Origin of the sequence: Blastococcus sp. TF02A-35, assembly GCF_004571075.1 — a bacterium.
Taxonomy (GTDB): domain Bacteria; phylum Actinomycetota; class Actinomycetes; order Mycobacteriales; family Geodermatophilaceae; genus Blastococcus.
In genome coordinates, this window is sequence record NZ_SPQP01000006.1 from 53,908 (window position 1) to 68,976 (window position 15,069).

Consider the following 15,069-nt stretch of genomic DNA (forward strand, 5'->3'; position numbering starts at 1 on the left):
GGGCACCTCGGGAGCTCGGGAACGCGCCGCGCGGACGCGCACGGGCATAGAGGCCAACAGCCGCCGGGGCCGTGACCTTCCCTCCACTCTAGGTGCTCAGCGCGCGGGGACCACCGTCTCCCGCCGGTCGACCACCCCGTAGGTCACCCCTGCGGCGGCAACAGTGACCAGACTCACCGCGAACCAGGCCGGGAACCCGGCGCCGAGCGCCAGGACGTGGGCGAGGACGAACGCCCCCACGTAGAGCGCGGCCAGCGCCGCGGTGACCGCGGGGCCGCGCCGGCGGGCGGCGACCCAGGCCGCGCCGACGCCGCACGCGGCGAACACCGCGCCGCCGAGCGCGCGGATGCCGGTGCCCTGGGCGATGCCGAAGCCGGCGGCCAGCCCGACGGCGACGAGCAGCGAGGCGGGGATCCGGGCGAGCGCAGAGGTCGACATGCGCTCAGTCTCCCTCCGCCCGTTCCGACGGCGGCGCCCACGGGGCGACGGCCCACGTGCCGCCGTCGGCGATGTCGAACGGCGCCGGCCCGGAGCCCGGGACGATGGGCACGTCCACCGGGTCCCAGGACGGGTCGACGGCGACCGTCACCGCCTGCGGCGTGCCGGCGTCCGCCCAGCCGGCGTAGGTGCGCCAGGTGAGCAGGGCCAGGGCCGAGCCGCCGGGCGCGACCCCGACCCGCTGCGCCACCGCCGGGCCGCCGGTCGGCGCGCTGCCCGGCTCGACGGCGAGCCGCAGCGGACGCCCGCCCTGCCAGAGCGTCACCACGGGCACGCCCTCGAGCCAGCAGGGAGCCGCCCCGACGTTGGTCGCCTGCACGCTCGCGGCACGGGCACCCATGGCCGCGTCGAAGCCCCCCACCTCCAGCCGCAGGTCCGCCGGGGCGCACGGCACGTCGGCGGTCACCGGCGCCGGCGGGGTGGTGGAGGGGACGGGCGCGGACGGGACCGGCGCGGCCGTCGGAGGTGGGAGCGAGGGCACCTCCGGGGCCACCGGGACGGGACGCGACGGGGGGCGGGCCAGGACGAGGTCCGGCCGTTGGGAGGCGACCAGCCCGACGAGGACCCCGGCGAGGACGGCGAGGACCGCGGCGGCACCGCCCGCACGCACCGGTGCCGCAGGCCGGCGGCCCGTCCAGGGACCGCCGGCGATACGGACCACCAGCACCGCGCCGGCGACCACCGCCCCGTCCGCCAGCATCACCGGTCCCCAGGAGCCCCAGAGGGAGGGGGCGGCGAACAGGAGCACTGCCACGGCCGCGGTCCCCGCCGCGCTCACGCCGAGCCCGACCAGCCAGCTGCGGCGCGGGGCGGCCGCAGCTCCCCACGCGTGCAGGGCGGCGACGAGCAGCCCCTGGCCCAGCCACGCCGCCAGCACGAGGCCGGGGAGCAGGTGCTCGCCGAGGAGCACCAGGAACAGCGCCGGCAGGAGGGCCACGCCGGTGGCCACCGCGGTCGCCAGGCCCGTCACGGCCGCGTGCAGTGCGCCCGGCAGCACCCGGAAGGACGGCGGCTCCTCGGGCGACAGGGCGACGGCGACCAGGACGACGCCCAGCAGCACCACCACACCCCCGGCGCCGACCCACCACCAGAGCCCGCGCAGGGCCGCCTCGAGGTCGGCGGGGCACCCCTGCGGGGTGAAGGCGCACGGAGGGCCGTCGTCCGGGTCGAACCAGCCGGGTCGGTAGCGGCCGGCCCGCATGCCGGCGGCCAGCATCCACAGGAGGCCCAGGACCACGAGGGCGGTGCCCCAGCCGAGCGCCACCCGTCCTCGCACCGCGCACCCCCTCCGGAACCGGTCGGTCCGACACGCATGGTGCGGTATCGCGGCCGTCGGCCGTGACGCGGCCCGCCGGCAGGGGCGGGGGGACGGCGCCCGGATGCGCGCGAGGCCGGTACCCGCGGTGCGGGGTACCGGCCTCGTGCCGAGCCCGGGGCGCGAGCCCCGGCGTCGTGGGTCAGGCGGCGCGGAGCACGGCCTCGATCTCGAGCTCGACGGCGATCTTGTCGCCGACGACGACGCCGCCGCCGTCCATCGGCATCTGGATGTCGACGCCGAACTCCGAGCGGGCGATCTCGGTGCGGGCCGAGAAGCCGGCGCGGGTGCCGCCGTAGGCGTCGGGGCCGAAGCCGTTGAGCTCCAGGGCCAGGGTGACCGGCTTGGTGTTGCCCTTGATGGTCAGCTCACCGTCGACCAGCCAGTCGGCGCCCTCGGCGCGGACGGCGGTGGAGCGGAAGGTCATCTGCGGGTGGTTCTCGCTGTCGAAGAAGTCGGCGGAGCGGATGTGGGCGTCCCGCTGCTCCTGGCGGGTGTCGATCGAGCCGAGGTCCACGGTGGCGGTCACGGTCGAGTCGGCCGGGTTCGCGGCGGTGACGATCTCGCCGGAGAACTCGCGGAAGTAGCCGCGGACCTTGCTGACCATCATGTGGCGGACCGAGAAGCCGACGGTGGAGTGGCTGGCGTCGATGTCCCAGGTGCCGGCGATGTAGCCGGGGATCTGAACGGTGCTGGTCATGGGAGGGCTCCCTGGTGCTCGGGGGTGTGTCGTCGGGTGCAAGCGTAGTTGAGCGTTGAACTATTCCGCCAGTATTGTGACCGCATGACGTCGTCCGTGTCGCCCGAGCCCCTCCCCATGGGTGAGCCGCGCTGGCTCGACGCCGAGGAGCAGAAGGCGTGGCGGGCGTGGCTCTACAGCGCCCAGCTGCTGCTCGACCGGCTCGACCGCGACCTCACCCACCGCACGGGCATCTCGCACGCCTACTACGAGATCCTCGTGGCGCTGTCCGAGGCGCCGGAGCGGATGATGCGGATGAGCGAGCTGGCCGACCGGTGCCTGTCCTCCCGCAGCCGGCTCTCGCACGCCGTGTCGCGGCTGGAGGAGCGCGGCTGGGTGCGCCGCCAGGTCTACGCGGAGGACGGCCGCGGGCAGCTCGCCGTCCTCACCGAGGAGGGCTTCGCCGCGCTCGAGGGGGCCGCGCCGATCCACGTCGAGGGCGTCCGCCGCGAGCTGTTCGACCAGCTCACGCCGGAGCAGGTCGAGGGCATGCGCGCGCTCGGGGAGACCCTGCTGCGCCACCTCGACCCCGACCGCGTGCCCTGACCTCACCCCTGGCCGAGCGCCCGGAAGTACTTGTCCGGGGTGATCGGCAGGTCGCGCACCCGCAGGCCGGTGGCGTGCCAGTAGGCGTTGGCGACCGCCGCCGCCGCGCCGGTGATGCCGATCTCGCCGATGCCCTTGATGCCCAGCTCGTTGACGTAGGGGTCGTCCTCGTCGAGCCAGTGGATGTCGATGTCGCCGATGTCGGCGTTGGTCGCCACGTGGTACTCGGCGAGGTCGTGGTTGACGTAGTGACCGAGCCGCTCGTCGGCGATCGTCCCCTCGTGCAGGGCCATCGAGACGCCCATGCTGAAGCCGCCGAGGAACTGCGACCGCGCGGTGCGCGCGTTCACGATCGTGCCCGCGGCGTAGACGCTGGACGCCCGCGGAAGCCGCACCTCGCCGGTGTCGCGGTCCACGCGGACCTCCACGAAGTGCGCGCCGAACGCGTGCATGGAGTACTGCTCCGCGTGCGGTGACGGTCCGGGCACCTCGCCCTTGACCACGATGCCGTCGGCCGGGAGCTGCCCGCCGTACCGCTCGTCCAGCTGCCGCCGTACCTCGCGCGCGGTCAGCACGATCGCCGACCCCCAGGACGCCAGGCCGGTGGACCCGCCCGCGCCGCCGGCGAAGGGCAGGTCGCTGTCGCCGATCCTCAGCTCGACCGCACCGAGCCCTACGCCGAGGGCGTCGGCGGAGATCTGCGTCAGCGCCGTCCACGCGCCCGTGCCGATGTCGGAGCCGTCGATCTCCACCGTCCAGCGCCCGTCGCCGTGCCCGGTGATCCGGCACTCCGCCTTGCGGCGGCGGGCCGGGTAGGTGGCGGCGGCGACGCCGGTGCCCACCAGCCACCGGCCGTCCTCGCGGACGCCGGGGCGCAGGTCCCGGCCGGCCCAGCCGAACCGCTCGGCACCGGTCCGCAGGCAGGCCACCAGGTTCCTGCTCGACCACGGGACGTCGCGCTCGGGGTCGCGCTCGGGCTCGTTGCGGACCCGCAGCTCCACCGGGTCGATGCCGAGGGAGTGCGCCAGCTCGTCCATCGCCGACTCCAGCGCGAACATGCCCGGGGTCTCCCCCGGCGCGCGCATGATCGTCGGCGGCGGGACGTCGAGGCGGGCCAGCCGGTGCGTGGTGCGCCGGTGCGGTGCGGCGTAGAGCACCCGGGTCGGCGTCGCGGTCTGCTCGGCGAACTCGCTGATCCGCGAGGTGTGCTCGACGACCTCGTGGCTGATCGCGGTCAGCCGCCCCTCGGCGTCGGCGCCCAGCCGCACCCGCTGGATGGTCGGCGTCCGGTGCCCCACGAGGCAGAACATCTGCTGGCGGGTCAGCTCGAACACCACGGTGCGCCCGACGACCTTCGCCGCCATCGCGGCCAGGATCTGGTTGGGGTGGGTGAAGGCCTTGGAGCCGAACGCGCCGCCCACGTACGGGGAGATGACCCGCACCTGGCCGCGCTCCAGCCCGAACGCCGTCATGAGGTCGTTGACGATGTTGTGCGGGCCCTGGTTGGCGTCCCACAGCGTCAGCCGGTCGCCGTCCCAGCGGGCCATCGAGGTGTGCATCTCGATCGGGTTGTTGTGCTGGGTCGGGGTCTCGTAGGTGGCGTCGACCGTGACCGCCGCGGCGGCCAGCGCACCCTCGACGTCACCGATGACGGAGTCGGTCTCGTAGCCGGCCATGAGCTGCGGCGGTGCGTAGAGGTCGGGCCGGTCGGTGCTCAGCACGACGTCGGGCTCGTGGGCGGCGTACTCGACGGCGACGGCGCCGACCGCGGCCTTGGCGATCTCCGAGCTCTCGGCGACCACGGCCGCGACGATCTGCCCCTGGTAGTGGACGTCGAGGGACTGCAGCACCGGCAGGTCCGAGGCCAGCCCCTCCCCCAGCCGCGGCGCGTTCGCCGGCGTCAGCACCGCGAGCACCCCGGGCATCGCCTCGGCCGCCGTCGGGTCCAGACGCGTGATGCGGCCGCGGTTGACCGTGCTCTGCACCACCGCGACGGAGCAGATCGGCTCGCCCGGGTCCTGCTCGTAGGCGTAGGGCGCGGTCCCGCGCACCTTGGCCGGGCCGTCGATGCGCTCGACGCCGGCGCCGACGAGGCGGTCCACGGTGGTCATCGGGCGCCCTCCGTCAGCTGCAGCAGCGTACGGACGACGAGGTTGCGCGCCAGCGGCACCTTGAACGCGTTGTCCCGCAGCGGCGTGGCGGCCGCCAGCTCGGCGTCGGCGGCCGCGGCGAACGACTCCTCGGTCGCGGGCCGCCCGCGCAGCGCGTCCTCCGCGGTGGTCGCCCGCCACGGCTTGTGCGCCACTCCCCCGAACGCCAGCCGCACGTCGTCGACCACGCCGTCGGCCACCCGGACCGCCGCCGCGATGCTGACCAGGGCGAAGGCGAACGAGGCCCGGTCGCGGACCTTGCGGTAGCGCGAGGGCATGCCCAGCGGGGGGAGGTCGATGGCGGTGACCAGCTCACCGTGCCGGAGCGTGGTGTCGCGGGTGGCGTCGTCGCCGGGGAGCCGGTGCAGCTCGGCCATCGGCACCTCCCGCTCGCCGTCCGGTCCGAGCACCCGGATGACGGCGTCGAGCGCGGCCAGCGCCACGGCCATGTCCGAGGGGTGCGTGGCCACGCAGGTGGCGGGGCCCTCCAGGGTCTGGCCCAGGACCGCGTGGTTGCGGTGCACGCCCTGCAGCGCCCCGCACCCGCTCCCGGGGCTGCGCTTGTTGCAGGGCCGGGTGACGTCGGTGAAGTAGCTGCACCGGGTGCGCTGCAGCAGGTTCCCGCCGGTGGTGGCGCGGTTGCGGAGCTGCCCGGAGGCACCGGCCAGCAGCGCCTGGCTCAGCACGGGGAACCGCTCGCGGACCCGGCGGTCGGCGGCCAGGTCGGCGTTGGGGACGGCGGCGCCGATGCGCAGCCCGCCGTCGGGGAGCTCGGCGACCTCTGCGGAGGTGAGCCGGCGGACGTCGACGAGCACGTCGGGCGTGGCCACCCCGAGCTTCATCAGGTCGACCAGGTTGGTGCCGCCGCCGAGGAACGCACCCTCCGGCTCGGCGGCCAGCAGGGCGACGGCGGAGGCGGGGTCGGCAGCCCGCTCGTAGCGGAACTCCCTCACCGCCGGACGCCTTCGGCCTCGGCCACGGCGGCGACCGCCAGGACGATGTGCGCGTAGGCGGCGCAGCGGCACAGGTTGCCGCTCATCCGGTCGCGGATCTCGTCGTCGGTGAGGTCCACCTCGTCGGCGGTGAGGTCGTCGGTCACCGTGCTCGGCCAGCCGGCCCTGGCCTCGGCGAGCACCCCGGCCGCCGAGCAGACCTGCCCGGGGGTGCAGTAGCCGCACTGGAAGGCGTCGTTGTCCAGGAAGGCCCGGTGCAGCGGGTGCTCCCCGCCGGCCGCGAGACCGTCGGAGGTGATCACCTCGGCGTCGTCGACGGTCACGGCGAGCACCAGGCAGCTGTTCACCCGCCGGCCGTCGAGCAGGACCGTGCAGGCACCGCACTGCCCGTGGTCGCAGCCCTTCTTCGGGCTGGTGATGCGCAGCCGCTCGCGCAGGGCGTCGAGCAGCGTCGTGCGGGTGTCGACGGTCAGCGGGTGGTCCGCCCCGTCGACCCGCAGCGTGATCTGGGTGTCCACGGCGCGCTCCTGCCCGCCGACCCCGTGTGGACAAACGATGCGGCGAGCAACCGTCCGACGGAGACCGGTCAGCCGTCCGTGACGTCGTCCGGGGGCAGCGGCCACGGCGGCACCCCGGCCACCGGCCCCTCGCCCACCCGGCCGGGGAAGCGCGGCGGCCGCTTCTCCAGGAAGGCGGCCACCCCCTCGGCGGGGTCGGGCCCCTCCCCCAGCTCGACGAGCGCCCGCGACTCGACCCGGTGGGCGTCCCACGGGGAGGCGGCGCCGAGCATCGACCACAGCAGCTGCCGGGCAGCGGCGACGGCCACCCCGCTGGTGTTCGCCACGATCTCCTGGGCGAGCGCGTACGCGGTGGGCAGCAGGTCCTCGTCGGACACGACGCGGGACACCAGCCCTCCGCGCAGCGCCTCGTCGGCGTCGAACACCCGGCCGGTGGCCACCCACTCCATCGCCTGGCTGATCCCCACGACCCGTGGCAGGAACCAGGACGACGCCGCCTCGGGCACGATCCCCACCCGGCCGAAGACGAACCCGAACCGGGCGGACTCCGCCGCGATCCGCACGTCCATGGCCAGCGGGAGCGTCGCCCCGATGCCGACGGCCGGCCCGTTGACCGCGGCGACCACGGGCTTGCGCAGCGCCGCGAACGGCAGGGAGGCCACCCCGCCGGCGTCGCGCGGGAAGCCTCCGATCGACTCGCGCAGCGGTCCCGCCGGCCGCTCGCGGGTGCGCCGGTCGGAGAAGGTCCCGGGACCGGCGCCGAGGTCGGCGCCCGCGCAGAACGCCCGCCCGGCGCCGGTCACCACGACGACGCGGACGTCGTCGTCGGCGTCGGCGGCCGCCGCCACCCGGGCCAGCTCGTCGGCCATCGTCATCGTGAAGGCGTTCAGCCGCTCGGGCCGGTGCAGGGTCACCGTCGCGACCCGGTCGGCCACCTCGTAGCGGAGCTCGGTCAGCTCCCCGGGGCGCGTCACGCGCCCAGGGCGCCGGAGACGGCGAGCCGTGCCACGGCATCGAGGTGCTCGGCCTCGTCGCCGAGGAGCAGGCGGTCGACCTTCGCCCGCCGCCAGAACAGGTGGGCGTCGTGCTCCCAGGTGAAGCCGATGCCGCCGTGCACCTGGATCAGCGTGGACGCCGCCCGCTCGAACGTGGCCGCCGCGCAGGCCTTCGCCGCCGACGCGGCCAGCGGCAGCTCCGCCGGGTTGTTGTCGGCCGCCCACGCCGCCCACCAGACCAGCGAGCGCAGCTGCTCCACGCCCACCCATGCGTCGACGAGCATGTGCTTGACGGCCTGGTACGAGCCGATGCGCCGCCCGAAGGCCTCCCGCTCCTGGGCGTAGGCCACGCCGACCTGCACGCAGCGGTCGGCGCCCCCGAGGTCCTCCGCGGCCATGACCACGGCCCCGACCTGCCGGGCGCGGGCCCACAGCTCCGCCGCGTCCTCGACCAGCACCCGGCGCGAGGTCAGCCGCACCGAGGCCAGGCCCCGGGTGGCGTCCAGCGGCCGGCCGGGCACGATTTCGCCCTCGCCGACCACCAGCGCGCCGCCGTCCAGGCCCAGGAAGAGCGTGGCGTCGGCCGCGTCGACCGACGGCGCCGACCTCTCCACCGGACCGTCGAGGACGGCGAAGGCCGTCGACCCGTCCGCCAGCCGGGCGGCCAGCTCCGGCTCCCCGGCCAGCAGCACGGCCGCTCGCGCCGCGGTCACCAGCGACGGCGCGGCGAGCACCGCGCCGCCCTGCTCCGCGACGACGGCGAGGTCGAGCAGCGGCCGCCCCGAGCCGCCGGCCTGCTCCGGCACGGTGATGCCGAGGAAGCCCATGTCGGCCAGCGCCTTGCGGCCGGGCTCGAGCGCACCGCCCTCCAGGCCGGCGCGTGCCGCGGCCGGCGAGGCGTTCCCGCGGAAGAAGTCGCGCGCACCGGCGGCGATGTCGCGCTGGTCGTCGTCGAGGTCGAAGTTCACCGCTGTCCTCCGGAGAAGGGCGCCGTCTTGTCCAGGCGGGGCTCCGGCGGCAGGCCGAGCACCCGTTCGCCGAGGATGTTGCGGAGCACCTGGTCGGTGCCGCCGGCGATGGAGATGCCGGGGAGCCAGGACTGGGTGCGCTGCCAGCGGTCCTCGCCGTCGGCGGTGGCGGCGTAGACGGCGTCGTCGCCCAGGAGGCGCACACCGGCGTCGGCCATGAGGTGCGCGGCCTCGGTGCCGGCGAGCTTGCCGGCGCTGGCCTCCGGGCCGGGGATCCCGCCCTGGCTGAGCACGGTGAGCCGTCGGTAGCCGGTGTAGCGGGCACCGAGCGCGGCGACGACGGCACGGCCGACCGCCTGCCGGGCCAGCACCTGCCGCTCGGGGTCGAGCTGCGGCAGGCGGGCCTTCGCGTGCTCGGCGAACTCCTCCACCGGGGCGCCGATGGCGGTGCCCGCGCCGCCGATGGTGACCCGCTCGTTCATCAGGGTGGTGAGCGCGACGCGCCAGCCCTCACCGGGCTCCCCCAGCCGCTCGCTGTCGGGGATCCGGACGTCGTCGAAGAAGACCTCGTTGAAGTCCGACTGCCCGCCCATCTGGCGCAGCGGGCGCACGGTGACGCCGGGGGCGTGCATGTCGACGACGAACATCGTCAGGCCGGCGTGCTTGGGCTTCTCCGGGTCGGTGCGGGTGAGCAGGATCCCGTAGTCGGAGACGTGGGCCAGCGTCGTCCAGACCTTCTGGCCGTTGACCACCCAGTCCTCGCCGTCGCGGACGGCGGTGGTGCGCAGGGCCGCGAGGTCCGACCCCGAGGCCGGCTCGCTGAACAGCTGGCACCAGACGTCGTCGGCGCGGAGCAGCCGGGCCAGGTAGCGGTCGCGCTGGTCGGCGCTGCCGTGGGCGATGACGGTCGGGCCGCACATGCCCATGCCGATGTGGTTGATCAGCGCCGGCACGCGGAACCGCGCCAGCTCCTGCCCGACGATCGCCTGCTGCAGCAGCGTGCCGCCCTGGCCGCCGTACTCCCGCGGCCACGTCACCCCGACCAGCCCGGCGTCGTGGAGGACGCGCTGGGTGCGGCGCATCTCCGCCTCGTGCGTGCGGGCGTCCACCGCCTCCTGGCCCGGCGCCAGTCGGAGCAGCTCGTCGGCGTGCTGCTCCAGCGCGGCGCGCACCCGCGCCCGGTACTCGGCCTCGTCGGGGCTGTCGTCGAAGTCCACGGGCGGCGCCTCTCGTCGGTGGGCGGGACGGCGGCAGCGTGACAGGGATCACCCCAAACGGTCAACGGTGACTGGTCGGGGTGGGGCGGTCGGCCTACGCTTCCGCGGGTGACCGCCGAGCCCGCGCCCCCGGACGACGTTCCCGGGGCGCCCGCGCCGGGGCCGCGCACCCGCTCCGAGCGCACCGCCGACAGCCGGCTGCTGATCCTGGAGGCCGCGGTCGCCTGCCTCGTCGAGGAGGGGGCGGCCGGCGCCTCGACGCTCGCGGTGCAGGCCCGGGCCGGGGTCTCCCGCGGGCGGCTCCTGCACCACTTCCCGTCGCGTGCCGAGCTGCTGGTGGCCGCCGCCGAGCACCTGGCGACGACCCAGCTGGACGAGGTCCGCCGGCGGTCGGCGGCGCTGATGGCCGACGAGCCGAGCGGCCGCGAGCGGGTCGACCGCGCGATCGACCTGATGTGGGCGACGTTCCAGGAGCCGCCGTTCTGGGCGGCGATGGAGCTGTGGACCGCCGCCCGCACCGACCCGGCCCTGCGGGGGGCGCTGCGCGGCGAGGAGCGCCGGCTGCGCGCGGCCATCGCGGCCGTGGCCGACGGGATCTGGGGCCCGGAGATCGCCGGCGCGCCGCTCTACGGCGAGCTCTGCGAGCTGCTGTTCACCAGCATGCGCGGGGTCGCGCTGGTCTACGCGTTCGAGGACCGACCCGCGAGCACCGACCCGCACCTCGCCCTCTGGAAGCGGCTCGCCGCGCGGATGCTCACCATCGACAGTCAGGGTTGACCGCTCCACCTCCGCTTCGACAGCATGACGCAGGTCACACCTGCGCGAGGCCGAGGAGACGCCGTGACCCCACCGATCCCCACCCTCCAGGGCCGGGGCATGACCATGAGCGACATGCTGGCCCGGCACGCCCGCAAGACGCCGGACGTCGCGGCGCTGCGCTTCGACGGCGGGGGCCGCAGCTACGCCGAGCTGGACCAGCGGGTCACCCGGCTGGCCCGGGCGCTCGGGCAGCGCGGGGTGCGCACCGGCGACCGGGTGGCGGTCCTCGCCCTCAACGGCATGGAGGCCTGGGAGGCCTACCTCGCGGGCGTCCGGCTCGGCGCGGTCGTCGTCCCGGTCAACTTCCGGCTGGTCGCCGACGAGGTCGCCTACGCGCTGACCGACTCCGGTGCCGTCGCGCTGGTCGTCGACACCGCCCTGGCGCCGGTCGCCGAGAAGGCGCTCGAGCAGGCGCCGGAGGTCCGCACGGTGCTGGTCGTCGGACCGGGCTCGGTCGGCTCCTCGAGCGAGCCGTTCGAGGAGGCGCTGGCGGCGGCCGGCGACGAGCCGCTCGACATCGCCGTCGACGAGGACGAGGCGGCGTTCATCATGTACACGTCGGGGACCACCGGCCGCCCGAAGGGCGCGGTGCTCACCCACCGCAACCTGCTGATGCACTGCTTCAGCCAGGTCACGACCCTGGGCTGGGCGCCGGACGACCGGGTCGGGGCGCCGGGCGCACCGCTGTTCCACATCGCCGGGCTCGCCGGCGGGCTGCCGCCGCTGCTCCTGGGCGGGACCAACGTGATCATGAGGTCGGGCGGGTTCGACCCGGTCGAGACCCTCGACCTGATCGAGCGGGAGCGGGTCTCCAGCATCTTCCTCGTCCCGGCGATGTGGGCGGCCGTCGTGCAGGTGCCCGGCATCGGGGACCGCGACCTGTCCTGCCTGCGCCGGGTGTCCTGGGGCGCCGCGCCTGCCTCGACCACGCTGCTGCGCACGCTGATCGACACCTTCCCGCAGGCCGAGGTGGTCACCGCCTTCGGGCAGACCGAGTGCTCCCCCGTCACCTGCCTCCTGCGCGGCGAGGACTCGGTCCGCAAGATCGGCTCGGTCGGGACGCCGATCCTCAACGTCGAGGTCCGCGTCGTCGACCCGTTCATGAACGACGTCGCGCAGGGCGAGGTCGGCGAGATCGTCTACCGCAGCCCGATGGTCATGAAGGAGTACTGGAACAAGCCCGCGGCCACCGCGGAGGCCTTCAAAGGCGGCTGGTTCCACTCCGGCGACCTCGTGCGGCAGGACGAGGACGGCTACTTCTACGTGGTCGACCGCAAGAAGGACATGATCATCTCCGGCGGCGAGAACATCTACTGCGCCGAGGTCGAGGACGTCATCGCCGCGCACCCCAAGGTCGCCGAGGTGGCGCTGATCGGCGTCCCGGACACCCGCTACGGCGAGGCGCCGCTGGCCGTCGTCGCCCCGCGGGACGCCGCCGACCCGCCGACGTCGGAGGAGCTGGCGGCCTGGTGCCGGGAGCGGCTGGCCCGCTACAAGAACCCGCGGGAGTACTCCGTGGTCGGCGCACTCCCCCGCAACCCCAGCGGCAAGGTGCTCAAGACGTCGCTGCGCCAGGAGCACTCGGCCGGCTCGCTGGTGGCCCAGCCGGTCGTCTGAGGCTCCCCGCGGGCTAGTCGCTCCAGACCTCCGCGACGCGGCGCACCACCTGGGCGGCCTGCGCGCGCCCGGCCCGTGCCGCCGGCTCCCGCGCGGCCGGGTCCAGCACGTTGCGGCCGATCGCGCTCCGGCTGGCCTGGTCGGGCGAGACGACGGCGACCCGCGACACCATGCCGGTGACCTGCGCGTCGACGCTGGCCATCGGGCCCACCCCGCGCGGGATGGGGGCGAGCACGACCAGCCGGTCGTAGCCCTGCGCGAGGTCGGCGTTGGCCGCCGACCGCATCCCGCCGTCGACGTAGCGGCGGCCCTCGATGGTGACCGGCGGGTACACGCCCGGGACGGCGCAGCTGGCGGCCACCGCCTGCACCAGCGGCACCCCCGAGGTGCGGTCGAACGTGCGGAACTCGCCGGTGGCGGCGTCGACCGCGGTGATGGTCAGGTCCCGCTCCGGCCAGGACGTCGACACCAGGCGGGAGCCGATGACGTCGAGCCGCTCCTGCTCGCTCGGCGTCAGGCCCGCCTTCTCCGCGGCCAGGGCCAGGGCGCCGACCCGGCGCCGGAACTCGACGTCGCGCCCGCGGCTGGTCAGCATCGCCCAGCCGTAGCGCGCCAGGGTGCCCCGGCTGACGCGGGCCACCCTCTCCTGCTGCGGCGGCTCCAGCTGCCGGCCGTACATCTCCTCCAGGGGCGCACCGCTGGTCACCTGCGCGCCCACCACCGACCCGGCGGAGGTCCCGACGACGAGGTCCGCGCCGGTCAGGTCGACGCCGGCCTCGGCCAGACCGGCGAGGACCCCGATCTCCCAGGCGATGCCGGTGATGCCGCCGCCACCGAGGACGAGGGCGGTGCGCTGGTCGCTCATGGCGGCCATCCTCACAGACCCGTCGCCGGTGCACAGACCCTCGACAGCGCGTGTGACGTGGGCCACGCTGTGTCCCCGAGGTTCCACGACGAGAGGAAACGCATGACCACCGTGCAGTCCGCCCCGGCTCCGGCAGCGGCCAGCTGGCCGCCGGGGCTCCCCCGGTCGCTGGACTACCCCAGCGTCCCGGTGGGGTCGATCCTGCGGGCAGCGGTGCGCCGATGGGGCGATCGGGAGGCGTTCATCGACCACGACGTCCCGCTGACCTTCACCGAGATGGGCGCCCGCGCGCACGCGGTCGCGGGCTGGCTCGCCGACCACGGGGTCGGGCCGGGCGACGTCGTCGCCATGCACATCCCCAACTGCCGCCAGTACCCGCCGGTCTACTACGGGATCCTGCTGGCCGGGGCCACCTTCTCCCCCACCAACCCGCTCCTGCCGGCCGCCGACCTGGCCGCGCAGCTCAACGACGCCGGCGTGACGGTCCTCGTCACCTGGGACCAGGTGCTGCCCTTCGTCCGCGGCGCCCTGGCGCAGACCGGCGTGCGCACCGTCGTCGTCACCGGCGAGGCCCACATCCTCGACTTCGCCGCTCGGCTCGACGGCCTGGAGGACAGCGACGTCGACCTGTCCGAGCTGCTCGCCGGCGACCCGACCGACCGGCACCTCGACGCCGACCTCGACCCCGCCGAGACCCTCGCCCACCTGGCCTACACCGGCGGCACGACCGGCGTCAGCAAGGGCGTGGAGCTGCCGCACCGCAACGTCGTCGTCAACGTGCTTCAGTCCGGCTGCTGGACCTCCGGGTCGCTGCCGGCCCTGGACGAGCACGGCGACGTGACCATGGAGCAGGTCGGCAGCCCGGAGGACTTCCCGACCCGGCTCGGCGAGGCGCGGATCGTGAACCTGACGCCGTGGTTCCACGCCATGGGCGCGATCGGCTATCTCAACGGCATGGTCATGGGCGGGACGACCACGATCATCCACATGCGCTTCGACCCGGTGAAGTACGTCGAGGACGCGCAGCGGTACCGGGTCACCAGCATCGGCGGCGCGCCGCCGGTCTTCGTCGCCCTGCTGCAGGTTCCCGGCTTCGCCGAGGCGGACTGGTCCAACGTGCGCGGCGTCTCCAGCGGGGCCGCACCGCTCCCGGTGTCGCTGATCGAGAGGCTGCAGCAGGTCCTGCCCAACGCGACCATCGGCGAGGGCTACGGCCTGACCGAGGTGACCATGATGGCCACCGCCAACCCCTCGTTCCGGTCGGGCACCCGCAAGGCCGGCAGCGTCGGCGTCCCGGTCTTCGACACCGAGATCACCATCCGGCCGCTCGGTGGCGGCGACCCGCTGCCCCCCGGCGAGCGCGGCGAGGTCTGCATCCGCGGCCCGCAGGTCATGCGCGGCTACGCGCACCGGCCGGAGGCGACCGCGGAGGTCATCGACGCCGACGGGTGGTTCCACTCCGGCGACGTGGGGATCCTCGACGAGGACGGCTACCTCTCGATCGTCGACCGCACCAAGGACATGCTGCTCTACAAGGGCTACAACGTCTTCCCGCGCGAGCTGGAGGAGATCCTGTTCGGCGTGCCCGGGGTGGCCGGCGCCGCCGTCGTGGGACGGCCCGACGAGGAGGCCGGGGAGCTTCCGATCGCCTACGTGGTGCGCAAGGACGACGACACCGGTGCGGCGCTCACCGCGGAGTCGGTCATGGCCGCCGTCAACGACAAGGTGACGCCCTACAAGCGGCTGCGCGACGTGCGGTTCATCGACGCGATCCCGGTGTCCGCGGCGGGCAAGGTGCTCAAGCGCGAGCTGGCCGCCCGCGAGCGGGAGGCCGTCGCCGGCGGCTGACCTCGTCCTCCGGCCGCGCGG

General features: G+C 75.1%; 14 protein-coding genes. 4 read left to right on the forward strand and 10 right to left on the reverse strand.

Going from position 1 to position 15,069, the window contains the following annotated elements; genetic code table 11:
- Positions 1-96: 96 nt before the first annotated feature.
- From E4P43_RS04320 to E4P43_RS04330, 3 genes are all read right to left on the reverse strand, one after another.
- Positions 97-438 (reverse strand): hypothetical protein, encoded by a 342-nt coding sequence (locus tag E4P43_RS04320; RefSeq protein ID WP_135144190.1) that lies wholly within the window; start codon positions 436-438, stop codon positions 97-99.
- A 4-nt stretch (positions 439-442) separates the two neighbouring features.
- Positions 443-1,774: a DUF4232 domain-containing protein gene (locus tag E4P43_RS04325; RefSeq protein ID WP_135144191.1), complete on the reverse strand. Its 1,332-nt coding sequence runs from the start codon at positions 1,772-1,774 to the stop codon at positions 443-445.
- 181 nt (positions 1,775-1,955) lie between these two features.
- Positions 1,956-2,513 (reverse strand): YceI family protein, encoded by a 558-nt coding sequence (locus E4P43_RS04330; protein ID WP_135144192.1) that lies wholly within the window; start codon positions 2,511-2,513, stop codon positions 1,956-1,958.
- Positions 2,514-2,597: 84 nt separating this feature from the next.
- Here E4P43_RS04330 and E4P43_RS04335 point away from each other — a divergent pair, with 84 nt between their 5' ends.
- The gene (locus E4P43_RS04335; protein WP_209313724.1) at positions 2,598-3,098 is read left to right on the forward strand and encodes a MarR family transcriptional regulator; all 501 of its coding nucleotides are present in this window, start codon (positions 2,598-2,600) and stop codon (positions 3,096-3,098) included.
- Between the two features lie 2 nt (positions 3,099-3,100).
- Here E4P43_RS04335 and E4P43_RS04340 read toward each other — a convergent pair whose 3' ends face one another.
- The 6 genes from E4P43_RS04340 to E4P43_RS04365 form a co-directional block, all read right to left on the reverse strand.
- The gene (locus tag E4P43_RS04340; protein ID WP_135144193.1) at positions 3,101-5,209 is read right to left on the reverse strand and encodes a xanthine dehydrogenase family protein molybdopterin-binding subunit; all 2,109 of its coding nucleotides are present in this window, start codon (positions 5,207-5,209) and stop codon (positions 3,101-3,103) included.
- Positions 5,206-6,201 carry a xanthine dehydrogenase family protein subunit M gene (locus E4P43_RS04345; protein WP_135144194.1) on the reverse strand — a complete coding sequence of 332 codons (996 nt, stop codon included), beginning with the start codon at positions 6,199-6,201 and terminating at the stop codon, positions 5,206-5,208. Before E4P43_RS04345 ends, E4P43_RS04340 begins: the two co-directional genes overlap by 4 nt.
- Positions 6,198-6,719 (reverse strand): 2Fe-2S iron-sulfur cluster-binding protein, encoded by a 522-nt coding sequence (locus E4P43_RS04350; RefSeq protein WP_135144195.1) that lies wholly within the window; start codon positions 6,717-6,719, stop codon positions 6,198-6,200. Before E4P43_RS04350 ends, E4P43_RS04345 begins: the two co-directional genes overlap by 4 nt.
- A 68-nt stretch (positions 6,720-6,787) precedes the next feature.
- Positions 6,788-7,693, reverse strand: a complete 906-nt coding sequence (locus E4P43_RS04355) for an enoyl-CoA hydratase-related protein (protein WP_135144196.1) — start codon at positions 7,691-7,693, stop codon at positions 6,788-6,790.
- Positions 7,690-8,682, reverse strand: a complete 993-nt coding sequence (locus E4P43_RS04360) for an acyl-CoA dehydrogenase family protein (protein ID WP_135144197.1) — start codon at positions 8,680-8,682, stop codon at positions 7,690-7,692. The genes E4P43_RS04355 and E4P43_RS04360 overlap by 4 nt, the downstream gene beginning before the upstream one ends.
- Entirely contained in the window at positions 8,679-9,899 is a 1,221-nt protein-coding gene (locus E4P43_RS04365) for an acyl-CoA dehydrogenase family protein (protein WP_135144198.1), read from the reverse strand. Before E4P43_RS04365 ends, E4P43_RS04360 begins: the two co-directional genes overlap by 4 nt.
- Before the next feature lie 108 nt (positions 9,900-10,007).
- Between E4P43_RS04365 and E4P43_RS04370 the strand changes: the two genes are divergently transcribed.
- Complete coding sequence (locus tag E4P43_RS04370) at positions 10,008-10,676, forward strand: TetR/AcrR family transcriptional regulator (RefSeq protein ID WP_209313725.1); 669 nt, start codon at positions 10,008-10,010, stop codon at positions 10,674-10,676.
- A 63-nt stretch (positions 10,677-10,739) separates the two neighbouring features.
- On the forward strand, positions 10,740-12,335 hold the full coding sequence (locus tag E4P43_RS04375) for a long-chain-fatty-acid--CoA ligase (RefSeq protein WP_209313726.1): 1,596 nt from the start codon (positions 10,740-10,742) through the stop codon (positions 12,333-12,335).
- A 13-nt stretch (positions 12,336-12,348) separates the two neighbouring features.
- Here E4P43_RS04375 and E4P43_RS04380 read toward each other — a convergent pair whose 3' ends face one another.
- The gene (locus tag E4P43_RS04380; RefSeq protein ID WP_135144200.1) at positions 12,349-13,200 is read right to left on the reverse strand and encodes a patatin-like phospholipase family protein; all 852 of its coding nucleotides are present in this window, start codon (positions 13,198-13,200) and stop codon (positions 12,349-12,351) included.
- A 102-nt stretch (positions 13,201-13,302) separates the two neighbouring features.
- On the opposite strand from E4P43_RS04380, the gene E4P43_RS04385 reads away from it, so the two are divergent.
- The gene (locus E4P43_RS04385; RefSeq protein ID WP_135144201.1) at positions 13,303-15,048 is read left to right on the forward strand and encodes a class I adenylate-forming enzyme family protein; all 1,746 of its coding nucleotides are present in this window, start codon (positions 13,303-13,305) and stop codon (positions 15,046-15,048) included.
- Positions 15,049-15,069: the final 21 nt, after the last annotated feature.